The sequence below is a fragment of the Mesorhizobium vachelliae genome, assembly GCF_033977325.1.
GTDB classification, from domain to species: domain Bacteria; phylum Pseudomonadota; class Alphaproteobacteria; order Rhizobiales; family Rhizobiaceae; genus Mesorhizobium; species Mesorhizobium vachelliae.
On record NZ_JAVIIR010000003.1, the window covers coordinates 544,253 to 568,716 of the forward strand.

At 63.7% G+C, this 24,464-nt stretch carries 22 protein-coding genes; 18 read left to right on the top strand and 4 right to left on the bottom strand.

What is annotated here, in order from left to right:
• Positions 1–2: 2 nt before the first annotated feature.
• From RFM41_RS09605 to RFM41_RS09620, 4 genes are all read left to right on the top strand, one after another.
• Positions 3–416, top strand: coding sequence for a type II toxin-antitoxin system VapC family toxin (locus RFM41_RS09605; RefSeq protein ID WP_320247136.1), 414 nt, complete (start codon positions 3–5; stop codon positions 414–416).
• Positions 417–428: 12 nt separating this feature from the next.
• Entirely contained in the window at positions 429–1,049 is a 621-nt protein-coding gene (ruvA, locus tag RFM41_RS09610) for a Holliday junction branch migration protein RuvA (RefSeq protein ID WP_320247135.1), read from the top strand.
• A 43-nt stretch (positions 1,050–1,092) separates the two neighbouring features.
• The gene (ruvB, locus tag RFM41_RS09615; RefSeq protein WP_320247133.1) at positions 1,093–2,130 is read left to right on the top strand and encodes a Holliday junction branch migration DNA helicase RuvB; all 1,038 of its coding nucleotides are present in this window, start codon (positions 1,093–1,095) and stop codon (positions 2,128–2,130) included.
• Positions 2,131–2,264: 134 nt separating this feature from the next.
• A complete protein-coding gene (locus RFM41_RS09620) occupies positions 2,265–3,167 on the top strand; it encodes a metallophosphoesterase (protein ID WP_320247131.1) in 903 nt (300 codons plus the stop codon).
• Positions 3,168–3,208: 41 nt separating this feature from the next.
• Here the strand turns inward: RFM41_RS09620 and RFM41_RS09625 are convergent, their stop codons facing one another.
• A complete protein-coding gene (locus tag RFM41_RS09625) occupies positions 3,209–4,459 on the bottom strand; it encodes a glycoside hydrolase family 5 protein (protein WP_320247129.1) in 1,251 nt (416 codons plus the stop codon).
• Between the two features lie 52 nt (positions 4,460–4,511).
• Between RFM41_RS09625 and ybgC the strand changes: the two genes are divergently transcribed.
• The 9 genes from ybgC (at position 4,512) to ftsH (ending at position 14,532) form a co-directional block, all read left to right on the top strand.
• Complete coding sequence (ybgC, locus tag RFM41_RS09630; RefSeq protein WP_320247127.1) at positions 4,512–5,000, top strand: tol-pal system-associated acyl-CoA thioesterase; 489 nt, start codon at positions 4,512–4,514, stop codon at positions 4,998–5,000.
• A 291-nt stretch (positions 5,001–5,291) separates the two neighbouring features.
• Positions 5,292–6,002: a protein TolQ gene (tolQ, locus tag RFM41_RS09635; RefSeq protein ID WP_320247125.1), complete on the top strand. Its 711-nt coding sequence runs from the start codon at positions 5,292–5,294 to the stop codon at positions 6,000–6,002.
• 9 nt (positions 6,003–6,011) lie between these two features.
• Positions 6,012–6,473, top strand: a complete 462-nt coding sequence (tolR, locus tag RFM41_RS09640; protein ID WP_320247124.1) for a protein TolR — start codon at positions 6,012–6,014, stop codon at positions 6,471–6,473.
• A 9-nt stretch (positions 6,474–6,482) separates the two neighbouring features.
• Positions 6,483–7,637, top strand: a complete 1,155-nt coding sequence (tolA, locus tag RFM41_RS09645) for a cell envelope integrity protein TolA (protein ID WP_320247123.1) — start codon at positions 6,483–6,485, stop codon at positions 7,635–7,637.
• 39 nt (positions 7,638–7,676) lie between these two features.
• A complete protein-coding gene (gene tolB / locus RFM41_RS09650) occupies positions 7,677–8,990 on the top strand; it encodes a Tol-Pal system beta propeller repeat protein TolB (RefSeq protein WP_320247122.1) in 1,314 nt (437 codons plus the stop codon).
• Positions 8,991–9,238: 248 nt separating this feature from the next.
• Positions 9,239–9,745 (top strand): peptidoglycan-associated lipoprotein Pal, encoded by a 507-nt coding sequence (gene pal / locus RFM41_RS09655; protein ID WP_042645746.1) that lies wholly within the window; start codon positions 9,239–9,241, stop codon positions 9,743–9,745.
• 212 nt (positions 9,746–9,957) lie between these two features.
• Entirely contained in the window at positions 9,958–11,124 is a 1,167-nt protein-coding gene (gene ybgF, locus RFM41_RS09660; RefSeq protein ID WP_320247117.1) for a tol-pal system protein YbgF, read from the top strand.
• Complete coding sequence (gene tilS / locus RFM41_RS09665) at positions 11,118–12,494, top strand: tRNA lysidine(34) synthetase TilS (protein ID WP_320247115.1); 1,377 nt, start codon at positions 11,118–11,120, stop codon at positions 12,492–12,494. Before ybgF ends, tilS begins: the two co-directional genes overlap by 7 nt.
• A 103-nt stretch (positions 12,495–12,597) precedes the next feature.
• Positions 12,598–14,532: an ATP-dependent zinc metalloprotease FtsH gene (gene ftsH, locus RFM41_RS09670; RefSeq protein WP_320247113.1), complete on the top strand. Its 1,935-nt coding sequence runs from the start codon at positions 12,598–12,600 to the stop codon at positions 14,530–14,532.
• Positions 14,533–15,048: 516 nt separating this feature from the next.
• On the opposite strand, the gene RFM41_RS09675 is transcribed toward ftsH, so the two are convergent.
• On the bottom strand, positions 15,049–15,906 hold the full coding sequence (locus RFM41_RS09675) for a hypothetical protein (protein ID WP_320247112.1): 858 nt from the start codon (positions 15,904–15,906) through the stop codon (positions 15,049–15,051).
• A gap of 367 nt (positions 15,907–16,273) precedes the next feature.
• Here RFM41_RS09675 and glmM point away from each other — a divergent pair, with 367 nt between their 5' ends.
• The 5 genes from glmM to serA all read left to right on the top strand — a co-directional run bounded on the left by glmM (position 16,274) and on the right by serA (position 22,703).
• Positions 16,274–17,626, top strand: coding sequence for a phosphoglucosamine mutase (gene glmM / locus RFM41_RS09680; protein ID WP_320247110.1), 1,353 nt, complete (start codon positions 16,274–16,276; stop codon positions 17,624–17,626).
• A gap of 219 nt (positions 17,627–17,845) precedes the next feature.
• Positions 17,846–18,679 (top strand): outer membrane protein, encoded by an 834-nt coding sequence (locus RFM41_RS09685; protein ID WP_320247108.1) that lies wholly within the window; start codon positions 17,846–17,848, stop codon positions 18,677–18,679.
• Between the two features lie 202 nt (positions 18,680–18,881).
• On the top strand, positions 18,882–19,667 hold the full coding sequence (locus RFM41_RS09690) for an outer membrane protein (RefSeq protein WP_320247106.1): 786 nt from the start codon (positions 18,882–18,884) through the stop codon (positions 19,665–19,667).
• 194 nt (positions 19,668–19,861) lie between these two features.
• Positions 19,862–21,037 carry a phosphoserine transaminase gene (locus RFM41_RS09695; protein ID WP_320247104.1) on the top strand — a complete coding sequence of 392 codons (1,176 nt, stop codon included), beginning with the start codon at positions 19,862–19,864 and terminating at the stop codon, positions 21,035–21,037.
• A 64-nt stretch (positions 21,038–21,101) separates the two neighbouring features.
• Entirely contained in the window at positions 21,102–22,703 is a 1,602-nt protein-coding gene (gene serA / locus RFM41_RS09700; protein WP_320247102.1) for a phosphoglycerate dehydrogenase, read from the top strand.
• A gap of 111 nt (positions 22,704–22,814) precedes the next feature.
• Here the strand turns inward: serA and RFM41_RS09705 are convergent, their stop codons facing one another.
• Both RFM41_RS09705 and RFM41_RS09710 read right to left on the bottom strand, forming a co-directional pair.
• The gene (locus RFM41_RS09705) at positions 22,815–23,231 is read right to left on the bottom strand and encodes an SH3 domain-containing protein (protein ID WP_320247100.1); all 417 of its coding nucleotides are present in this window, start codon (positions 23,229–23,231) and stop codon (positions 22,815–22,817) included.
• A 159-nt stretch (positions 23,232–23,390) separates the two neighbouring features.
• Entirely contained in the window at positions 23,391–24,290 is a 900-nt protein-coding gene (locus RFM41_RS09710) for a DMT family transporter (RefSeq protein WP_320247098.1), read from the bottom strand.
• Positions 24,291–24,464 lie beyond the last annotated feature (174 nt).

Below are 24,464 nucleotides of genomic sequence, written 5' to 3' on the forward strand. Positions count from 1 at the left end.
TCTTGGCGACGCTTGTCGATACCAATGTGCTTATCGACGTCGCGGTTCGCGATCCTGTCTGGCTGAAATGGTCGCGGCCGAAGATAGAGGCTGCCCGCAAGCGAGGCAGCCTCGTCATCAATCAGATCATCTATGCGGAGTTTTCGATACGCTACGAGACGATCGAAGATGTCGACGATGTGCTGTCCGAAGATGAATACCGACGCGAGGGGTTGCCGTTCGAAGCTGCCTTCGCAGCGTCGCGGGCTTTTTTGCTTTATCGTCGCCAAGGGGGCACGCGCGAGAAGGTCATGCCCGATTTTTTGATCGGTGCTCATGCCGTCATCAGAGGCTATCCCATCCTTACGCGCGATCCGACAGGTTTCAGAAAATACTTTCCCGATGTCGAGCTAATCGCGCCCGACACCCACCCATAAGAGAGCTTATCCATGATCGGCAAGCTGAAAGGCACGCTGGACGAGATCGAAGAGGACAGCTGCCTCATCGATGTGCATGGCGTCGGCTATGTCGCCCATTGCTCGGCGCGCACGCTTGCCGCGCTGCCGTCACCCGGCGAGGCGGCGGTGCTGTTCATCGAGACCTATGTGCGCGAGGACATGATCCGGCTCTACGGCTTCCAGAGCGCGCTGGAGCGCGAGTGGTTCCGGCTTCTGATGAACAATGTGCAGGGCGTCGGCGCCAAGGTGGCGCTGGCGGTGCTGTCGACGCTGGCGCCGGCAGACCTCGCCAATGCGATCGCGCTGCGCGACATCGCCATGGTTTCCCGCGCGCCTGGCGTCGGCAAGAAAGTGGCCGAGCGCATCGTCACCGAATTGCGCAGCAAGGCGCCGGCCTATGCGGGCGCGGCCACCGGCACGATCGGCCTCAAGCAGGAACTCGGCGAAGGCGTCGCGGCTGCGCCGATCACGGATGCGGTCTCGGCGCTCGTCAATCTCGGCTATTCGCGCGACATCGCCGCGAACGCGGTTGCGGCGGCGCTGAAATCGGCCGGCGAGGGCGCCGACGCCTCCAAGCTGATCCGCTTCGGGTTGAAGGAACTGGCGCGGTGAGGCGACGCTTGTCCCGTCACCGGTCCTATGCAAGGAAGGCGGCATGACCCTTTCGCCCCGCCTCATTGCCCCCGACAAGCGCGGCGAGGATGCCGACCAGACCTTGCGGCCGCAATCGCTCGACGAGTTCGTCGGCCAGGCGGCGGTGCGGGCCAATCTCAAGGTCTTCGTCGATGCCGCCAAGAGCCGCGGCGAGGCGCTCGACCATGTGCTGTTCGTCGGGCCGCCGGGACTCGGCAAGACGACGCTGGCGCAGATCATGGCGCGCGAGCTCGGCGTCAATTTCCGCTCCACCTCCGGCCCGGTCATCGCCAAGGCAGGCGATCTCGCGGCGCTGCTCACCAATCTCGAGGAGCGCGACGTCCTCTTCATCGACGAGATCCATCGCCTCAATCCGGCGGTCGAGGAAATCCTCTATCCGGCGATGGAGGATTTTCAGCTCGATCTCATCATCGGCGAGGGGCCGGCGGCGCGCTCGGTGAAGATTGACCTTGCCCGCTTCACGCTGGTCGCCGCGACGACAAGGCTGGGACTGCTGACCAATCCGTTGCGCGATCGCTTCGGCATTCCGGTCCGGCTCAACTTCTACACGGTCGATGAACTTGAGCTGATCGTGCGCCGCGGCGCCCGGATTCTCTCGATGCCGCTCGGCGACGACGGCGCGGTGGAGATCGCCCGCCGCGCCCGCGGCACGCCGCGCATCGCCGGCAGGCTGTTGCGCCGGGTGCGCGACTTCGCCAGCGTCGCCGGTGCCGCGCATGTCGACAGGAAGATCGCCGACGAGGCGCTGACCAGGCTGGAGGTCGACGCGCTCGGCCTCGACGCGCTCGACCGCCGCTACCTGTCGATGATCGCGCGCAATTTCGGCGGCGGTCCGGTCGGCATCGAGACGATCGCGGCCGGGCTTTCCGAGCCGCGTGACGCGATCGAGGACATCATCGAGCCCTATCTCATCCAGCAAGGCTTCATCCAGCGCACGCCGCGCGGCCGCGTGCTGACCGCCAATGCCTGGCGCCATCTTGGCCTCGACCCGCCCAAGGATATCGCCCAGCAGCAGATCAGCCTGTTCCAGGAAGAGTAACGCAGATTTGTTCGCCTTCTTGCCGCGCGCAGGCCGATCTGCGCGGAATCTGCGCGTCTCGGCCTAGCTCAGGGCGCAATTGCCGCCTTTAAGGCAGCGTATCTGATGCAAATCCCAAGGGCTTGGGGCGATCCATGATCACCAGACGCGCTTTCCTGCGCCTTATCGGCGGCTCGGTCTTCGCCATGGTGTCGCTCGGCGCCTATGCGGTCGGTATCGAGCCGATGCTGCTCACCCATGTGAAGCGCTACACGCTGACGCCGCCGCACTGGCCGGCCGGGCTCAAGCTGCGCGTCGTCGCGCTTGCCGACATCCATTCCTGCCGGCCCTGGATGACGCCGGAACGCATCGCAGCGCTTGCCGAACAGGCCAATGCGCTGCAGCCGGACCTTATCGTCCTGCTTGGCGATTACACTGCTGGAACCAGGATCGTGACAGGCTCGGTTCGCGTGGCTGAATGGGCCGAGGCTTTCTCCGGGCTCAAGGCGCCGCTCGGTGTGTTCTCGATCCTCGGCAATCACGACTGGTGGACCGATTTCTTCGCGCAGCGCGCGGAGGCCGGCCCGACCCAGTCGCGCAAGGCGCTCGAGCATGTCGGTATCCCGGTGCTGGAAAACGACGTCGTGCGGCTGGAAAAGGACGGGCATGGTTTCTGGATCGCCGGGCTTGCCGACCAGCTCGCGCTGCTGCCGAACAGGGCCAAGGGACGGGACAGTTTCCAGGGCTTCGACGATCTCCCCGGCACTCTGGCCAAGGTGCAGGGCAGCGAGCCGGTCATCCTGCTTGCACATGAGCCCGACATTTTCACGAAGGTGCCGGAGCGTGTGTCGCTGACGCTGTCCGGACACACGCATGGCGGACAGGTGCGGCTGTTCGGATATTCACCAGTGGTGCCTTCGGACTATGGCAACCGCTTCGCCTACGGCCATGTCGTGGAGAACGACCGCAACCTGATCGTATCAGGCGGGCTTGGCTTCAGCATTCTGCCGGTACGCCTCGGGGTGCGGCCGGAGATCCTGCAGATCGATCTCGGCTAAGGCGTGTCGATATTCGGGTGAGACCTTGGTTCGCTGCCTTCTTACCGAAGCGACCTGATCATATCCATCACGTCCGGCTCCGCCTTCTCGCCGTCGAACGCATCGACGATGCCGAAGGCGCCGCCGTAGCTCCACACCGACCATGAAAAGCCATGCGCCTCGGCGCGGGCGATCATGTCGCGCATATAGGCGGCGCGGTAGGCGGCCGGCATGACGAAGCCGTTGCCATATTCCTTGCGGATCATGCCGAATTCGCCGAGCGTGATATCCTGCGGATTGACGCCGTTGGCCTTCGCCCAGGCGTCGACCGTCGCGAAGGGGGCATCCATCACGCCAAGCAGCTTTTCGGGGCCGTCCATCGTCGCCACCTGCTCGTCGAGATAGCTGAGCAGGCCGCTCCGCCGCGCCCAGGGCGCCTCGGCCTTGATCCGGTCGCGGATTGTGTCCAGCGTCATGTCCAGCTGCGCCTTCGGAACGGCCGTCAGCGGATAGGGCAGGCCGGTGACATAGGGGATGAAGTCGCCGGCCCAGCTTGCGCCCTGATGCGTCAACAGGAACGGATCGTAGGCATGGAAGGTCCAGATGATGTTGTCATCGGCGATCGTCCCGGGATCGATCCTGGCCAGCGATTCCGCATTCGAATAGCAGCCGCCGGTCAGGACCAGAGTCAGCCTGGTGGCGGCGGCGCGAGCGGCGGCGAACAAGCGCTTCTGGAGATCCGGCCAAAGGTTGGTGCCGCTCGCGTCGCAATCGACCAGCGGCTCGTTCATCAGTTCCAGCGCGACAAGCTTCGGATCCTCCTTGGCCAATGTCCGCGCCATGTTGCGCACCAGATCGGCATAGGCGTCGAAAACGGCCGGGTCGTGCATGACCTCGCTCATGCCGATCTTGCGATTGCTGCCTGCGGGGATCAGATGCAGGTCGACGATCACCTTGAGGCCGGCGCGGTTGATCAGCCGCGCCGAGTCCAGCACGCTGGCATAGAGGTCGTCGCGAAGCGCCGCGGTCCGGTCCGAAAGAAAGGGCGAGGGATCGACCGGCATGCGCAGGAAATCGAGACCGGCATCCTTGAGCGCCTTGAGGTCGTCCTCCCTGAGGAATTTGCGCCACTCGGGATAAGGCAGGATCGCCTGGCGGTCGCCCCATTTGTCCTCGGCCGGCCAGGTCACCCACTGGTCGAGATTGAGGCCGCGTTTCATCGAGAACGTCGCCGCTCCGGCGGGCGACGCCAAAGCGGCAAACGCAAGCAGCGCCGCCAGCAAGGTCTTGATCATCGTGCCCAACAATGCCATCCCGTTCCCGCGCGAGAACACCTGCCTCTTCAGGCCAGAAAAGGAAAGCGCGATGGACGATCATGGTGAATCGGCGGCGCTCAGCGCCGGGCTTTCCGGATCGCTGACGGAATTCGGCCATCGGCTGATGGCCAGGGTCTACTATGCCGACACCGATTTCTCCGGCGTCGTCTATCATGCGCGCTATCTCGAATTCCTCGAACGCGGTCGCTCCGATTATCTGCGGCTGACCGGCGTCCACCACACCGAGCTGCTGGACGGCAAGCATGGCGAGCGCATCGTCTGGGTGGTCCGGCGCATGGAGATCGACTTCCGCTCGCCGGCGCGCATGGACGATATCCTGACCATCGACACCCGCACCGACGACATCTCCGGCGCCCGTATCTTCATGGGCCAGCAATTGAAGCGCGGCCGCGATGTGCTGGTCGAAGCGAAAGTCGAAGCGGCGATCGTCGGCGAAAACGGCCGCCCGAAGCGCTTTCCGAAAGAGTGGATTGCGGCCTTCATGCCCAAGGGGCGTATTCAGGCGAGGCCGGCCTGACCTGAATCTCAGCCTTCCCTTGCGTCGCGCCTCGCTCGCTGGCCCAAGCCATGCGCGGCAATGCGCCGCGCCTTACGTCCTAACCCATCCTTAACCATAACGGTTCATGAAGGAATTGGTGAAGATTGGCGCAATTCCTGCGCCTTCCTTTCACCAACATTTGCCTCGAAAAGGCCGCGAAACGGTGCATTCGGGGCTTATCCCGCAAGCTTCAAGCTTCGCGCGATCGGACCAAAGGGATGCCATGGGCCAGCCGCCAGCGATGCCCGGAAAATCTTAAGGACTTAAGCCATGGAAAACATCGCACTCGCCGATCCGGCAGCGCATCTATCGATCTGGGCGCTGTTCATGCAGGCCGGCTGGGTGGTCAAGCTGGTGATGATCGGCCTGCTCTGCGCCTCGATCTGGACCTGGGCCATCATCATCGACAAGCTTGTCGCCTATAGCCGGATGAAGTTGGCGCTGAACCGCTTCGAACAGGTCTTCTGGTCCGGGCAATCGCTTGAAGACCTCTACCGCACGCTCTCCGACCGCAAGACCACCGGCATGGGCGCGATCTTCGTCGCCGCCATGCGCGAATGGAAGAAGAGCTTCGAAAAGGGCGCGAAGTCGCCGCTGGCGCTGCAGACGCGCATCGACAAGGCCATGGACCTGGCATTGACGCGCGAGATGGAAAGGCTGGAGGGACGCCTCGGCTTCCTCGCCACCACCGGCTCGGCCGCGCCCTTCATCGGGCTGTTCGGCACCGTCATCGGCATCATGACGTCGTTCCAGGCGATCGCAGCCTCGAAAAACACCAGCCTGTCGGTGGTGGCGCCCGGTATCGCGGAAGCGCTGCTCGCGACCGCGATCGGCCTGCTCGCGGCCATTCCGGCGGTCATCGCCTACAACAAGCTGTCATCCGATGCGAACAAACTCGGCGTGCGCATGGAAGGGTTCTCGGACGAGTTCTCCGCCATACTCTCGCGCCAAATCGATGAAAAAGTAGCGCAGAAGGCCTGAGGAACGATCATGGGGATGTCTGCTGCTGGCGCAGGTGGCTCGGGGCGAGGCGGGCGCGGTCATAGGCGCCGTGGCCGTCACCACGCCTTGATGTCCGAAATCAACGTCACGCCGATGGTCGACGTGATGCTGGTGCTGCTGATCATCTTCATGGTCGCGGCGCCGCTCTTGACCGTCGGCGTGCCTATCGACCTGCCTGACACGCAGGCCAAGGCGATGAATGTCGACACGCAGCCGATCACCGTGTCGATCGACGCCACGGGCAAGATTTTCCTGCAGGAAACCGAGATTCCGATCGAGGAATTGGTGGCCAAGCTGCAGGCGATTTCGAAGACCGGCTATGACGAGCGCATCTTCATCCGCGGCGACAAGTCGACGGATTACGGCACGGCGATGAAGGTCATGGCCCGCATTTCGGCGGCCGGCTACAAGAATATCGGCCTGGTCTCGCTGCAGGAACAGGATCAGTAGGCGCGCCAAATGCGGACCGGTCTCACCTCTTCGGTGATCTTGCATGCGGTGGCGCTGGCCTTCGGGCTGTTCACGCTGTCGTCGCCGCCCGCAATGCCTGCTTCCGACGTTGAGTCGGTGGCGGTCGACATCGTGCCGATGGAGGCGATCGCCCAGACGCTGCAGGGCGACAAGAAGTCGGTGATGCATGACAAGCCGGCGCCTGTTCCGACGAAGCGTCCCGATGTCGTGCCCAACGCCCAGAAGGTCGGGGAGAACACCGTCGACACCGACAAGCCGGTGACGGACGAAGCCAAGCCGAAGCCGGTGGAGAAGACGGCGGCGCCGCCGCCAGCACCGACGCCGACCGAGAAGCCTGCGGTCGAGGACGTGCCGAAGCCGCAGGAGAAGCCGAAGCCGACGCCTGCGACGGAAGTCGCGCCGACGCCGACGCCGAAGGAAGAGGTCAAGCCCGAGCCGGTCAAGCAGACGGAGCCCAAGCCGACGCCTGCCAAGGAGCCGACGCCCGCGCCGCAGCCCGACAAGACCGCGGCCATCCAGAAGGAAGCGGTCAAGCCCGACGCGGTGGCCGAGGCGATCTCACAGGATCAGCCGACGGAGGAAGCAAAGCTTCCGGATTCGGCACCGGCGCCGGAAGCGCGGCCGAAGCCGCAGCCGGCCCAGGCCGAGAGTGCCAAGGCGCCGGATCGCAAGGACGCCGAAAAGCCGGTGAAGGAAGCGTCTTCCAAGAAGAAATCGGACGAGAAGCAGTTCAACGCCGACGAGATAACGGCCCTGCTCGATAAGCAGAAACCGTCCGGCGGCGGCGCCAAGCGCTCGAGCCAGCAGGCTTCGCTCGGCGGCGAAAAGGATCAGGGCCAGAAGCTCTCCAAGTCGGAGCAAGGGGCGTTGGAGGACCAGCTCGGCGGTTGCTGGACCCTTCCCGTCGGCCTCGAAGGCTCCGAGAACTTCACCGTGGTCATCCGTTTCAACCTGGATGCCTCCGGCAAGCTGGAAGGTCGCCCGACCGTCGAGAAGTCCAGCGGCAACCCCCAGTTCGACGCCAGCGCGGTTCGCGCCGTGCAGAAATGCGACGTCGCCGGGCTGCAGGTTCCCGCCGGAAAGCAAGACATCTGGTCCGACATTCGCGTCAACTTCGATCCGAGAGCGATGCTTGGCCTGTAGCCTGAGCGTCCAAAAAATCAGCAAGAGAAGCGAGAAGACATGAAATCCATCCTCAAGCCGCTCCTGATGGTCGCCGCGATGGCGATGGGCATAAGTTCCGTCGCCACCTTGCCTGCCCAGGCAACTCTCGAGCTGAACGTCAACAAAGGCAATGTTGAGCCGATGCCGATCGCCATCCCCGACTTCCAGGGAGGGCTTGGTCCGCAGATATCGGAGATCGTCACAGCCGACCTGAAACGGTCGGGGCTGTTCGCGCCGATCGACAAGGCCGCCTTTGTCGAGAAGATCGCAAATCCGGATGCCACGCCCCGTTTCGACGACTGGAAGGTCATCAACGCGCAGGCGCTGGTGACCGGCAGCGTGAGCAAGGAGGCGGACGGCCGCATCCGCGCCCAGTACCGGCTGTGGGATATTTTCGGCAACCAGCAGCTGGCCGGCGAGCAGTTTTTCGCCAACGACGCCAATCAACGCCGCGTCGCGCACATCATCGCCGATGCGATCTATGAGAAGATCACTGGCGAAAAAGGCTATTTCGATACCCGCGTCGTCTTCGTCGACGAATCCGGCGCGAAAAATGCACGCAAGAAGCGCCTCGCCATCATGGACCAGGACGGCGCCAATGTGCGCTATCTGTCGGATGGCCGCTCGATCGTGCTGACACCGCGCTTCTCGCCGAACCGGCAAGAGATCACCTACATGTCCTATGAGAGCGGACAGCCGAAGGTCTATCTGCTGCAGATCGAAACCGGACAGCGCGAGCTGGTCGGCAATTTCCCGGGCATGACGTTCGCGCCGCGCTTTTCGCCCGACGGCCAGAAGGTGATCATGAGCCTGCTGCGCGACGACGGCAACTCCAACATCTTCGCAATGGATTTGAGGAGCCGCTCGACGACGCGGCTGACCGACTCGACCGCCATCGACACCTCGCCCTCCTATTCGCCGGACGGCTCGCAGATCGTCTTCACCTCCGACCGCGGCGGCGGCAGCGGCCGCTCGCAGATCTATGTCATGGGCGCGGACGGCTCCAACCCGCACCGCATTTCCTTCGGCGACGGCGTCTATTCGACGCCGGTGTGGTCGCCGCGCGGCGACCTCATCGCCTTCACCAAGCAGAGCGGCGGCGAGTTCCAGATCGGCGTCATGAAGACCGACGGCTCGGGCGAGCGCATCCTCTCCTCCGGCTTCCAGCAGGAGGGCCCGACCTGGGCGCCGAACGGCCGCGTCCTGATGTTCTTCCGCGACTCCGCCGGCGGCCCGAAGCTGGTCTCGGTCGATCTCACTGGCCGCAACGAGCAGCAGATCCCGACCTCGAACTACGCTTCGGATCCGGCCTGGTCGCCGCTTTTGGAGTAGTTGTCGCATTTGTCGAAAACCCAACGAAGGAGAGGCCTTTGAAGCCTCTTTTTCACAGGCCGGTCGCGTTTTGGCCGCATTTCCGCCTAGGGTCCGCACGCAATGTCGCCCCTTGGTAAAGCGTGGGGTCAAGCAGTCGAGGACGGCGGCTCGAAACCAAAAATTAACCGTGTTTCTTGAATGCCGGTTAACCCAAACGTGGTTACTGGGTGATCAACGAAATCACTCATATGCGAAGGAGAGGCGGCATGGGCCGTATCGCAGCACTTACCCGAAACCCGGCCATGATCGCGCTGGTGGCGGCTCTCGCCATCACCGGTTGCGCCTCGAAGAAGACCCCGAACAGCGCGGCCGATCTCGGCCTCAACGGTGCCGGCGCAGCCACCCCCGGTTCGGCGCAGGATTTCACCGTCAACATCGGCGACCGCATCTTCTTCGACACCGATTCCTCCTCGATCCGCGCCGATGCGCAGACCACGCTCGCCCGCCAGGCGCAGTGGCTCAACCAGTATCGTCAGTACGCGATCGTCATCGAAGGCCATGCCGACGAGCGCGGCACGCGTGAATACAATCTGGCGCTTGGCGCCCGCCGCGCCGCCGCCACCCGCGACTTTCTGGTTTCCAAGGGCGTCTCCGCCAGCCGCCTCAAGACCATCTCTTACGGCAAGGAGCGTCCGGTCGCGGTCTGCGACGACATCTCCTGCTGGTCGCAGAACCGCCGCGCCGTCACCACGCTTTCCGGCGCCGGCTCCTAAAGATCCAGGCGCTGCGTCGTCGCGTCGGCGCGGGCGACAAAAATACAACATCCCGAAAACGAAAGGCGGCCTCAGGGCCGCCTTTTTCATTTGCAACATCCGGAAACAAAATTTGGCCGAAGTCTCGCGTCCTGCTATGAGCGCGAGGGCGCTTCCTCCCTTTGTTTGATTTGGAAAGGCGCATCAGGCCAACACCCACCGCGAGAGACAGAATGCACTTCAGAACGGTCCTGAGCGGCACGCTTGCGCTGCTGCTCGTATCAAGCCTTCCAAGCCTTGCCGCGCCGGCCGATAGCGCCGGGCGGGCTTCCGACAGCGGATTCACCTTCCATCTGCCGACACTCGGCATCTTCGGCGACAAGAAGAAGCCGGAGCAGGCGCAGATCGCGCAGGACAACAGCGGTGGCGTGACGGGTCTGGAAGACCAGCTGCGCCAGCTGAACGGCAAGATCGAGGAGATGAATTTCCAGATCCTGCAGATGCAGGAACAGATCCGCAAGCAGCAGGAAGACAACGAATTCCGCTTCCAGCAGCTCGAGGGCGGTGCGCAAGGCGGCGCCAAGCCGACCGGGCAGAAGAAATCCGAAGCCGCGCCCCGGGATGGAAATAGCAACGGCGGCAACACCAATATCGGCGACGCCGGCACCGGGGACACCGGCACCGGCGACGCAGGAACCGACAACAGCGTCGCCCAGGCTCCGGCGACGCAGGCGCCGGCCGCCACCGGCGGGCAAAACGGCGGCGGCAAGACTGTCGGCGACGTGATCGTGGAATCGCAGACCGGCGATCCCGGCAAGCTGATCACCGGCGCGCCGCCGAAGAATTTCGGCACCATCACCGTCGACAAGAACGGCAATGTGGTCAATGCCGAGACCGGTTCGCAGGCGAGCGCGCCGGCCCAAGCTCCCGCAGCTACCGCAAGCGCTCCTTCCGCCGAAACGCCGGCCAAGAAGAACAAAGCTGGCGGCACGCAAGTCGCGGCCCTGCCGTCGACCAACGATCCCGACGAGCTTTATCGCAATTCCTACCAGTTCATCCTGTCGGGCGATTACCCGACCGCCGAGCAGGGTTTTCGCGACCATATCTCGCGCTTCCCCAAGGACGCCAAAGCGGCGGACGCGCATTACTGGCTGGGCGAGTCGCTGCTCGGGCAGCAGAAATACCGTGACGCGGCGGAGGTCTTCCTCGCCGCCAGCAAGGACTATCCGAAGGCCAAGAAAGCGCCCGACATGCTGCTCAAGCTCGGCGTTTCGCTGGTGGGCCTGAAGCAGAACGACGTGGCCTGCGCCACTTTCAACGAGATCGGCAAGCGCTATCCCGATGTTTCCGGCGCGCTCAAGGAACGCATCAAGCAGGAAAAGGCCCTGGCGGCGTGCTGACGCCCGATACCAAAGCCGACTTTTTCGACCGCCTTTTCTCCGACCTAGACTTTTCGAGCGGCGCCGTTGCAGCCGTATCCGGCGGCAGCGACTCGACCGCCCTTCTTCTCCTCCTCAAGGATCACCTCGACCGGACCGCATCGGGCGCCAAGCTGCTCGCGGTGACGATCGATCACGGCTTGAGGCCGGATTCGGCCGACGAGGCGCGCCTCGTCCAACGCTTTTGCGCCGAGCGCGGCATCGCGCACCGCATTTTCTCCTGGCGCGGCGACAAGCCTGCGAGCGGCCTGCCAGCCGCCGCGCGCGAGGCGCGCTATGGGCTGCTTGCCGAAGCGGCCGGCGCCGAAGGCATCAAGCTGATCCTGACCGGCCACACCGCCGACGACCAGGCCGAGACGGTGCTGATGCGGCAGGCGCGCGGCGATGACGGCCGCGGCCTCGCCGGCATGGCGCCCGCCACGCTGCACGACTGGCGGACATGGATCGTCCGGCCGCTGCTCGGCACAAGGCGCGCTGCGCTGCGCGAGATGCTGCAGGCTCGCGACATCGGCTGGATCGAGGACCCGACCAATATCGATATCCGCTTCGAGCGGCCGCGCATGCGGGCGAAGCTTACGCAGGGCGAAGGCGAACGGCGCATCGCCGAAGCGTTGGCACGGTCGCAGCAGGCGGCTTTCGCGCGCCAGGACATCGGTCGCCGCGCCGCCATGCTTATCGACGCCTTTGCCGATAGACCAGGTCCGGGCCTCATCCGCCTCGATCACGATTTCGCCGCGCATGAGGATGGCGAGGCGGCCATCTATGCGCTGCGCATCCTTTTGGCCGCCGTCGGCGGCGTGTCGTTCCTCGCCGACGAGGTGCGCTGTGCTGCGCTGGTCTCCCGCCTGCGATCCACCCCGCTTTGCGCCACATTGTCGCGGACGGTGGTCGACGCGCGCCGAACCGGCATTTTCCTCCGGCGCGAAAACCGCAACCTGCCCGCCCCCGCGCCGCCGGTGGACAAGCTGCTCTGGGACAACCGCCGCCGCATCACTTTGAAAGACGGAACGGGCGACTTGGTGATCGCGCCGCTGGGGGCCGCCGCGCCCAGGCAAGCGTCCTTGAGCGTGGATATTCCACAAAGCCTCTCACGCGCGGCGCTGGCCGCGGAGCCTTCTTTGTGGTCCGGCGGCGTATGCCTTGATTTTGCGGGCGACCATGCCGGACCGCAGGCGGTCTCGGCCGTTCCTGTGGTGGCCCCTTTCGCGCGCTTCCTGCCGTCCTTCGATCTCGCGCCTGCCGCCGCCGTCGCGGCCCTTGTCGGCGCGCCGCCATTGCCGGCACCGCCATTCCACGGCCATGATGGCGGCCTAGGGTGGGCGAAAGCTTAACCGATACGTGCTGTTCTGCTTGGCAAGGGGAGGCGCTCTCCCTATGTTAGGCCAAGCTTCTCCATCATCGCGGGTCCGTACGCGGATCCCAACGGGACAATAGATGAATCCGAATTATCGCAACCTCGCGCTCTGGGCGATCATAGCGGTCCTGCTCATCGCCCTGTTCAATCTGTTCCAGACGCCCCAGACGCGCGGTGCCACGACGGATATCGCCTATTCGCAGTTCCTGCAGGATGTCGCCTCCGGCCGGGTCAAGAGCGTGACCATTGCCGGCGCCCGCATCTTCGGCAATTACACGGATAACGCCAACGGCTTCCAGACCTATTCGCCAGGCGATCCGTCGCTGGTTTCCAGGCTGCAGGACAAGAACGTCACCATCACGGCAAAGCCTGAGACCGACAGCTCCAATTCGCTGTTCGGCTACCTGATCTCATGGCTGCCGATGATCCTGATCCTGGGCGTGTGGATATTCTTTATGCGCCAGATGCAATCCGGTTCCGGAAGAGCGATGGGCTTCGGCAAGTCGAAGGCCAAGCTTCTGACCGAGGCGCATGGCCGCGTCACCTTCCAGGACGTCGCCGGCGTCGACGAGGCCAAGGAAGACCTCGAAGAGATCGTCGAGTTCCTGCGCGATCCGCAGAAGTTCCAGCGCCTCGGCGGCAAGATCCCGCGCGGCGTGCTCCTGGTCGGCCCGCCCGGCACCGGCAAGACGCTGCTCGCCCGCTCGGTCGCCGGCGAAGCCAACGTGCCGTTCTTCACGATTTCCGGCTCGGACTTCGTCGAGATGTTCGTCGGCGTCGGCGCGAGCCGCGTGCGCGACATGTTCGACCAGGCCAAGAAGAACGCGCCCTGCATCATCTTCATCGACGAGATCGACGCGGTCGGCCGCCATCGCGGCGCCGGCCTCGGCGGCGGCAATGACGAGCGCGAGCAGACGCTGAACCAGCTGCTGGTCGAGATGGACGGCTTCGAGTCCAACGAGTCGATCATCCTGATCGCCGCCACCAACCGGCCCGACGTGCTCGACCCGGCGCTGCTGAGGCCCGGCCGTTTCGACCGCCAGGTCGTGGTGCCGAACCCCGACATCGTCGGCCGCGAGAAGATCCTCAAGGTGCATGTGCGCAACGTGCCGCTGGCCCCCAATGTCGACCTCAAGGTCATCGCGCGCGGCACGCCGGGCTTCTCCGGCGCCGACCTGATGAACCTCGTCAACGAATCCGCGCTGATGGCGGCGCGCCGCAACAAGCGGCTCGTCACCATGGCCGAGTTCGAGGACGCCAAGGACAAGATCATGATGGGCGCCGAGCGCCGCTCGTCGGCGATGACGCAGGCCGAGAAGGAGCTGACCGCCTATCACGAGGCCGGCCACGCCATCCTGGCGCTCAACGTGCCGACGGCCGATCCGCTGCACAAGGCGACCATCATCCCGCGCGGCCGCGCGCTCGGCATGGTCATGCAACTGCCCGAAGGCGACCGCTACTCGATGAGCTACAAATACATGATCTCCAGGCTGGCGATCATGATGGGCGGCCGCGTCGCCGAGGAGTTCAAGTTCGGCAAGGAGAACATCACGTCGGGCGCCTCCTCCGACATCGAGCAGGCGACCAAGCTGGCACGCGCCATGGTCACACGCTGGGGCTTCTCCGACAAGCTCGGCCATGTCGCCTATGGCGACAACCAGGAAGAGGTCTTCCTCGGCCATTCGGTGGCGCGCCAGCAGAACATCTCGGAAGAGACGGCGCAGATCATCGACGCCGAGGTGCGGCGGCTGATCGACGACGCCTATTCGACCGCGAAGACCGTGCTGACCAAGAAGAAGAAGGACTGGATCGCGCTTGCCGAAGGGCTGCTCGAATACGAGACGCTGTCGGGCGACGAGATCAAGCAGCTGATCGCCGGCCACAAGCCCGCCCGAGACCTCGGCGACGACACCCCGCCAAGCCGCGGCTCGGCCGTGCCGAAGGCCGGCACCGGCGGCCGCCGCAAGAAGGGACCCGAACCCGAAGGCGGCATGGAGCCGCAGCCGCAGGGCTGAGGTTCGGCAATCGCCACAAACAAACGCCGCGGATCAAACCGCGGCGTTTTGCTTTGGGGCGCCAGAGGTTTAGCCGGCGCCCGCTGGTGATTGGCGAAAGTCGGCGACAGCCATTCTCCCCCTTGTGGACCCCTTGTGGGGGAGATGCCCGGCAGGGCAGAGGGGCTGTCTCGCCGGCGTATCAAAGCTTGGGTTCCTCGCCCCCGCCAAAGGCGGGGGAGAGGTGGCCGCGAAGCGGACGGAGAGGGGGCCTTCGTAGGGCGCTCCCCTCTCCGTCTCGGCTTCGCCGAGCCACCTCTTCCCACTTCGTGGGCAAGGGACCTTTGTCCTGTGAGCGCCGCGATCCTTCGCGCCCCCCTCTGTCCTGCCGGACATCTCCCCCACAAGGGGGGAGATTGGCAGTGTCGCCGACGGCGTTTCCCTGAAGAGCGGATGTGACCTGCGAATCCGCCCAAACAAAAAAGCCCGCGCATCTCGCGATGCGCGGGCTTTTTTCTGGAAATAGAAGCTAAGCGATCAGCTCTTCAGCTTGGCATTGCAGAGGCTGTAGAAGCCGCCGCCCTTCTGGATCCACTTGAGACCGTTCAGCGTGTTGGCGTCCTTGTTGGCATAGTACTGCTCGAGGCAGGTATGCATGCGGCCCTTGGCCGGGGTCTCGTTGGCGAATTTCGGGGAAATCGCCGTCGGGAAGCTCACGCCCTTCGGCGCGGCGACCGACGGCTTCGCCGGCTCGCTGGTGTAGGTGGCTTCCGTCGGAGCCGGCACGGTGTCGTCATCGCCGGCGCTGGCGCCGCACTCGGCCTTGCGGAAGTCGTTCCACTTCATGCCGTTGAGCTTGTTGGCGGTCTTCGCAGCCTGGTACTTGGTGCTGCATTCGGCCATGCTCAGGCCCTTGCCGCCAGCGGCGGCCGCGGTCGAGGTCTTGGCCGTCGTGGCGGGTTTGGTGTCGGTGGCCGGGGCGGCGGCAGCCGCGGCGGTTGCGCCGGGACCGCACTCGGCCTTGCGGAAGTCGTTCCACTTCATGCCGTTGAGCGTGCCGGCGGATTTTGCAGCCTGGTACTTGGCGCTGCACTCCTTGGAGCTCAAGCCCTTGGCGGCGTCGTCGGCAGCGGCGGCCGTCTTTGCCTTCTTGGTCGTCTTGGTGTCGGCGGCCTTCGTATCGGTCGCCGCCTTGGTGTCGGTCGCGGCGGAAGCATCGCTGCCGCACTGCGCCTTGCGGAACTGGTTCCAGGTCTGGCCGGCGAGCGTTCCGGCATCCTTGGCCGCATTATACTTGGTGCTGCACTCGGCCATGGTCAGCGCGTTGGCCGGCGCCGCCATGAACAAGGTTGCGACGGCGAGACCCGTCAAAGCTGCAAGTCTATGAATAAGCATGGCGTTTTCTCCCTTGCTGCCGCCATTAAGTGTCCCTATGCCAAATCAATAGCTCTCAATGTGCGGTTGCGCCAGATGCTTCCGGCACGAAGCCCGTCACAAAGTGTGTTGTTCCTGATAAGGTGATGAATCGCCCGGCACAGCCGTTACGCCAAGGTTCTCCATGCGAACGCATGACGAAAAGTTGCCCCCGGCAGACATACTACCCCCACAGCGAGAAGATGTGTCGGGCTCTCGGGTCACGTGCACCGCCCACGACAATGTTTTTCTAAGGATTGGTAATATATAATCACGAAATTTGATGATCGGATGCGGCCCAATTGTGGCAATAGGGGCGGCTGAAAAACCGACGGGGACAGCAAGGCACATGGCAGGTCAGTATTTCGGCACAGACGGTATCCGCGGACGCGCCAACAAATTTCCGATGACTGCCGAGGTCGCCATGCGGGTCGGCATGGCCGCCGGGCTCTCGTTCCAGCGCGGCAATCACCGGCACCGCGTCGTGCTCGGCAAGGATACACGGCTTTCCGGCTACATGATCGAGAACGCCATGGTCGCGGGCCTGTGCGCCGCCGGCATGGACGTGTTCCTGCTTGGCCCGATCCCGACGCCTGCCGTCGCCATGCTGGTGCGCTCGCTGCGCGCCGACATCGGCGTGATGATCTCGGCCTCGCACAATCCCTATTACGACAACGGCATCAAGCTGTTCGGTCCCGACGGCTACAAGCTTTCCGACGAGATCGAGGAGCGCATCGAGGGCATGCTCGACAAGGATATCGAGCTGGCGCTCGCCGATTCCGACGGGCTCGGCCGGGCCAAGCGCGTCGATGGGGTGCATGACCGCTATATCGAATTCGCCAAGCGCACGCTGCCGCGCTCGATGTCGCTTTCGGGCCTGAGGATCGTCGTCGACTGCGCGAACGGCGCCTCCTACAAGGTGGCGCCCGAGGCGCTTTGGGAACTCGGCGCCGAGGTGGTGGCGATCAATGTCGAGCCGAACGGCTTCAACATCAACAAGGAATGCGGCTCGACCCATCCGGCCGGCCTGCAGAAGAAGGTGCACGAGGTGCGCGCCGACATCGGCATCGCGCTCGACGGCGACGCCGATCGCGTCGTCATCGTCGACGAGAATGGAGCGATCGTCGACGGCGACCAGATCATGGCGCTGATTGCCGAATCCTGGCACCAGAGCGGACGACTGGCCGGCGGCGGCGTCGTCTCCACCGTGATGTCCAATCTCGGCCTTGAGCGCTTCCTCGGCGACATGAAGCTGCAGCTCCATCGCACCAAGGTCGGCGACCGCTACGTGGTCGAGCATATGCGCGCGCATGGCTTGAATGTCGGCGGCGAGCAGTCGGGCCACATCGTGCTTTCCGATTTCTCGACCACCGGCGACGGCCTGGTCTCCGCCTTGCAGGTGCTGGCCTGCATCAAGCGGCAGAACCGCCCGGTCAGCGAATTGTCGAAGAAGTTCGAGCCTGTGCCGCAGCTCCTGAAGAACGTCCGCATCTCCGGCGGCAAGCCGCTGGAGGAAGCATCCGTCAAGGCGGCGATCGAGGAAGGACGCCGCCGGCTCGGCACGTCCGGCCGCCTCGTCATCCGGCCCTCGGGCACCGAGCCCCTCATCCGCGTCATGGCCGAGGGCGACGATCCGCAACTGGTCGAGGCGGTCGTCAACGACATCGTCGGCATCCTTTCGGAAACCCGCAGCGCCGCCTGAAGCCGGCCGTCAGGCGTGAGTTCTCCTTTTGCGAAAGTCCGCCATCGTGGCGGGCTTCGCTTTCTTGTGCCGCTCGGACAACGGCGTTCCCTCTAAAATTGTATAGATTCGTGGTTAATCGGTACGGTTAAACGGCTTTTAACCTTTGCAATTCATTATCCACACCCGAGGCAACCTTCTTCGGGCGTCGTCGTCCCGAGGCTTCCTAGGGGTGACAGCATGTTCAATATAAAGAGAATGGCAGTGCTTGCCGCGCTGTTCGCGGGGCTGGCCGGCCCGGCGCTGGCGGCCGATCTTCCGCAGCCGATCGAAGAGGCTCCGCCGCCGGTCGTCGAAGCGCAGCCCGTCGATGTCGGCGGCTGGTACATCCGTGGCGATCTCGACTATCACAAGTCGACCGTGCGCGGCATCGACTACATGACTTACGCTGTCGATCCCTGTAACTGTTCGGTCACGCCCGGCAGCAAAAGCTTCGATTTCGGCAAGCTGAAGGGCGGCTTCTCGCTCGGCGGCGGCGTCGGCTACAAGATCAACGATTACTTCCGCACGGACTTGACCGCGGATTACTGGTTCAAGTCGAACTTCAACGGCCAGACATCGGATCTCGTCTCGACCTCGACCGAAGTATCGAAGATGAGCGCCCTCCTGCTCCTGGCCAATGCCTATGTCGATATCGGCACCTGGCATGGCATCACGCCCTATGTCGGCGCCGGCATCGGCGGCGCGCACGTCAAGTGGGACACAGTTCACGATCCGAACACCACCGAGACCAATCCGGGCTCCTCCAACTGGCGCTTCGCCTACGCGCTCATGGCCGGTGCTTCCTACTGCCTGACGGACAGGGTAATCCTCGACGCCGGCTACCGCTTCACCCATATCCAGGGCGGCCGCATGTTCGAGTGGGATGCAAGCAGCGCCGGGCCGGGCTTCGATCGCGGCATCAATACCCACGAGGTGCGTGGCGGCCTGCGCTACCAGTTCGGTGGCAATAATGGCTGTGCCGCACCGGTGGTCGCCTATCAGCCGGAGCCGGAACCGATCTACACCAAGTAATCGCTTCCTAAATCCTCGAATTCAAAGCCGCCTGGCGCCAGCCGGGCGGCTTTTCGTTTATGCAATGCCGGTAAATATCGATCGAAATCAATTTGGTAACCGGCTGTTATCCTTAACCGGCACTTAACCACTATGGTTAACAATAGCATCTTGAAACGGCGCCCGCGTTCGTGATTGGCGCCAATTTCAGGAGCCGGGGACCATGATATCCAGATCGCGTATCGCGTCAGCGCTTGCCGCAATCATCCTGCTGCCGATGACGCCGGCGCTGGCGGCGGACTACGACCCGCCGATCTATGCCGACCAGGCGCCGGACTACCAGCCGGTCGAGGTCGGCTCGGGCTGGTATCTGCGCGGTGATGTCGCTTATCTGCCTCAAAAGAGCTTCAAAAATGGGGATTTCACCTTCCCCTCAGCGATCGCCAGCGAAAGCTTCAGCGAGAGTGAGGACGCCTATTTCGCGAGCATCGGCTTCGGCTACCATTTCAACGATTACCTCCGTGCCGATCTCAACCTCGGCTACCTGCCCGGCAACAAGACCAGCTTCAGCTATGACGACACCGCCACCGTGGTGGCGCCGGCAACGGCGACCGTGGGGGCTGGAAGTCTCAAGAACTACGCCATCTCGGGCATATTGAACGGCTATGTCGACCTTGGCACATATGTCGGCGTCACGCCCTATGTCGGCGCAGGTATCGGCATCGTTCAAAGCAAATACAGTCTTTCGGCGGACTATTTCACCGACAACGGCGATGCCAGCGACGACTTCTCTGTACGCAGCAGCAAAACAAAATATTCCTTGGCATATACGTTGAACGCGGGCCTTGCCTACCAGGTCTCGAAGAATGTTCTGATCGATCTTGGCTACCAGTATTTCTCCGCGCCCGATGCCGAATATGTTACGGCCGCAAGCCTGAATTCCTTCCCTGTCCACAAAGGCATCAGCAACCACCAGATCAAGCTCGGCTTGCGCTACGACCTCTGGTAGGCGAAGCAGGCCGGCAGGTGTCGAACGGCGGATCCAAGGGGTCCGCCGTTTCATTTCGGATCCAGGCGCTGAGTAAGGGAATATCCTGACAGCGACAAAAACTTTACTCTTGACGCCGAAGCCTTGAGCGCATATCGCCGTCCGTGGGCCACCCCTCCCCAACGAGGGGCCACTATCTGGAAGGATAGACCACGATGACGACACCTACCAAGCCCGGACTCCGTCCGGCAAATCCCAATTTTTCTTCAGGTCCCTGCGCAAAACGTCCCGGCTGGTCGGTCGAGGCGCTCAAAGCCGCCGCGCTCGGGCGCTCGCACCGCGCCAAGATCGGCAAGGCGAAGCTCGAGCAGGCGATCGAGCTGACGCGCGAAATCCTCAAGGTTCCCGCCGGCTACCGCATCGGCATCGTGCCGGCGTCGGACACCGGCGCGGTCGAGATGGCGCTGTGGTCGCTGCTCGGCGAGCGCGGCGTCGACATGGTCGCCTGGGAGAGTTTCGGTTCCGGCTGGGTGACCGATGTGGTCAAGCAGCTCAAGCTCGCCGATGTGCGCAAGTTCGAGGCCGGCTACGGCAAGCTGCCCGACCTGGCGCAGGTCGATTTCGACCGCGACGTGGTCTTCACCTGGAACGGCACGACTTCGGGCGTGCGCGTGCCGAACGGCGATTTCATTCCCGCGAACCGCAAGGGTCTGACCATCTGCGACGCCACCTCGGCGGCGTTCGCGCAAAGGCTCGATTTCGAAAAGCTCGATGTCGTGACCTTCTCCTGGCAGAAGGTGCTGGGCGGCGAAGGCGCGCATGGCATGCTGATCCTGTCGCCTCGCGCCGTCGAGCGGCTGGAGACCTACAAGCCGGCCAGGCCGCTGCCGAAAATCTTCCGTCTCACCTCGGGCGGCAAGCTGATCGAAGGCATCTTCAAGGGCGAGACCATCAATACGCCGTCGATGCTGTGCGTGGAGGATTATCTCGATGCTCTTCAGTGGGCTAAGTCGATCGGCGGCCTGGAAGCGCTGATCGCCCGAGCCGACGCCAATGCCGCCGTGCTCGATCGGTTTGTCGAGAAGTCGCCGTGGCTCGGCCATCTCGCCGTCGATCCGGCGACGCGCTCGAACACGTCCGTGTGCCTCTCCTTAACAGACGCGCAAGTGGCGGCGCTCGACGCCGACGGCCAGGCGGCTTTCGCCAAGGGGATCGTATCTTCGCTCGACAAGGAAGGCGCCGCCTACGACATCGGCTCCTATCGCGATGCCCCGCCCGGCCTGCGCATCTGGTGCGGCGCAACCGTCGAGACTTCCGATCTCGAAGCGCTGCTGCCTTGGCTCGACTGGGCCTTCGCCACGCAGAAGGCGTCGCTGAAAGCAGCGGCCTGAGTTTCATGGCGGCCCGTGGGCCGCCATTTCCCGACACATCCATTTCCACGTCAAGGAGGCCGCAATGGCGCCCCGCGTTCTCGTTTCGGATAAACTTTCAACCACCGCCGTGCAGATCTTCAAGGATCGCGGCATCGAGGTCGACTATCTGCCCGATCTCGGCAAGGACAAGGAAAAGCTGCTCGAGGTGATCGGCCAGTATGACGGTCTCGCCATCCGCTCGGCGACCAAGGTCACCGAGAAGCTGATCAATGCCGCCACCAGGCTCAAGGTCGTCGGCCGCGCCGGCATCGGCGTCGACAATGTCGACATCCCGGCGGCCAGCCGCAGGGGCATCATCGTGATGAACACGCCCTTCGGCAATTCCATCACCACGGCCGAGCATGCCGTCGCCATGATCTTCGCCCTGGCGCGGCAGATTCCGGAGGCCAATGCCTCGACGCATGCCGGAAAATGGGAAAAGAACCGCTTCATGGGCATCGAGATCACCAGCAAGACGCTGGGCGTGATCGGCTGCGGCAATATCGGCTCGATCGTCGCCACGCGCGGCGTCGGGCTGAAGATGCATGTGATCGCCTTCGACCCGTTCCTGTCGGACAGCCGCGCCGAGGAACTCGGCGTCCAGAAGGTCGAGCTCGACGAGCTCTTCGCCCGCGCCGATTTCATCACCTTGCACACGCCGCTGACCGACAAGACGCGCAACATCATCGACGCGGCTGCGATCGCCAAGATGAAGGACGGCGTGCGCATCATCAATTGCGCGCGCGGCGGGCTGGTCGTCGAGGCCGACCTGGTCGCGGCGCTGAAGACCGGCAAGGTGGCCGGCGCCGGCATCGACGTGTTCGAGGTCGAGCCGGCGGAGAACAACCCGCTGTTCGGCATGGAAAATGTCGTGGCGACCCCGCATCTCGGCGCCTCGACCACCGAGGCGCAGGAGAATGTCGCGCTGCAGGTGGCCGAGCAGATGAGCGACTACCTCATCAAGGGCGCGGTCTCTAACGCCATCAACATGCCTTCGATCACCGCCGAGGAAGCGCCGCGGCTAAAACCCTTCGTCAAGCTTGCCGAAGTGCTCGGCGCCTTTGTCGGCCAGGTCACCGAGGACCCGATCAAGGAGGTCGAGATCCTGTTCGACGGCTCGACCGCGACGATGAACACGCGCGCGCTGGTGAGTGCTGCCCTTGCCGGTCTGATCCGGCCCCAGGTCTCCGACGTCAACATGGTGTCGGCGCCGATCATGGTGAAGGAGCGCGGCATCATCGTCGCCGAGGTCAAGCGCGACAAGTCGGGCGTGTTCGACGGCTATATCAAGCTCACCGTCACCACCGAGCACATGACGCGCTCGATCGCCGGCACCTGCTTCTCCGACGGCAAGCCGCGCTTCATCCAGATCAAGGGCATCAATCTCGACGCCGAGGTTGGCCAGCATATGCTCTACACGACCAATGCCGACGCGCCCGGCATCATCGGCCTGCTCGGCACCGTTTGCGGCGAGAACGGCGTCAACATCGCCAACTTCCAGCTCGGCCGCAACCGGCCGGGCGGCGACGCGATCGCGCTGCTCTATCTCGATGCGCCCTTCCCGGAAAAAGTGCTGGAGCAGGTGCGCGGGCACAAGTCGATCGACTCGGCGAAGCGGCTGCGTTTCGACGTCGGCGGCGAATAGTCCAATCTCCATCGTCCGACATGAAAACGCCCCGCCGGCAGCAGCCGGCGGGGCGTTTCGATAAGTTCAGGCCTCGTCCGGCCTCAGTTGCCCAACCTCACTTGCCCAATCTCACTTGCAAGGGAAGCCGGGCGCGATCTTGCACTGAGGCTTGTGCGGCTTGGGCGGGCGCGGCCGCTGCGGCTTGTGCGGCCAATGCGGCTTGTGCGGCCGGTAATGCGGCGGGCGAACGACGATGCGCGGCTGCACGATCACAGGCCGCAAGACATGGGAACGTTCGAGGTAATTCGCGCTCGCCCAACCTTGGATACCGGCCGCGCGAATCGAGCACCAGCTGCCCTCGCATTGGTACAGCGTAACCCTCTGGCCGGCGAGCAAGGTTGCAATCTTCGCATAGCGCGCACCGGGGCCGCTGCGGACATTGAGTGACGTCGTGGTGTGGGCGACGGCGGCCGCCGAAGCCGATACGGAAAAGGCGGTGAGGCCGACAAGGGCGGCGATCAGCGCCAAGAACATCCGGAAATTCATGGTTCCCTCTCTGGTCGACGAAAACAACCCGATTGCGTCATTTGTCGGTTGAAAGTTGAGAGAGTCAATGGCGCTGCAATCTCTGGTATATCGAAAATATCAATATCCTTAATGGGATAGAAGTTGCTAAATAACTGCTTAGCGGACGCGCGAAAAATATCATCCCGTCTGCAGCGCCGCCCGGCTGCCGCTGTATTCGGCAAGCGCAATGCCGCCGAGGACAAGCGCCAGTGCGAAAGCCTGATAGGGCTGAAACTGCTCGCCGACGATCAGCACCGAAAGCAGCGTGCCGAAGATCGGCACCAGGTTGATGAAAAGGCCGGCGCGGTTGGCGCCGATCAACTCGTTGCCCTTGATGTAAAGAACCTGCGAGACGACCGAAGCGCCGAGCGCGGTGTAGAGCGTGAGCGCCCATCCATGCGCGTCCGGCACGATGACGTGGCCGGCCACGACTTCCCAGATGAAGAACGGCACGGATGTCAGCAACGCGGCGATCGACAACGCCAGCATGAAACTTTGCCAGCGGATTGCCGGCTTGAGGCGCAGCCCCACCGAATAGAGGCTGTAGCAAAGCACCGCGACAAGCATGATGGCGTCGCCGAAATTGAGGTCGAGCTTCAGCAATTGGCCGAGGTCGCCGTGGCTGGCGGTCAGCGCCACACCGACGATGGTCAGCACGACGCCGACGATCTGCAGAGGCTGCACGCGCAGCCTGAACAGCACGAAGTTGGCAAGGATGATGACGATCGGGATGGCTGCCTGCTCGATCGAGACGTTGATGGCGGTGGTGTAGTTGAGCGCGGTGTAGAAGATGACGTTGAAGATGGTGAAGCCGCAAGCGCCGAGGCCGGCAAGCAGCTTCCAATGGCTGCGCACTTCGGGCCAATCCTCGCGCAGCGTCCGCCAGCCGACGGGCAGCAGGATCAGCACCGCCATCACCCAGCGCAGGAACACCAGCGTCATCGGCGAGACATGGCCGACGGCAAGCTTGCCCGCAACCGAGTTGCCGCCCCACAAGAGCATGGTCGACAGAAGGAACAGATAGGCGGCTCGGTGCATGGACGATCCGGCCCCACAGGGTGTTCGAGGATTCAGGCCGGCCTAGAGCATGATGCCGAAAAGTGTGAAGCGGTCTTCGGACGACATCATGCTCTATCTCTTTGATTTAGAGCCGGATTCAGATTTCAGGTCGAACAGACCTGAAATCATCCGGCTCTAGAGTGGCGGCGGCGG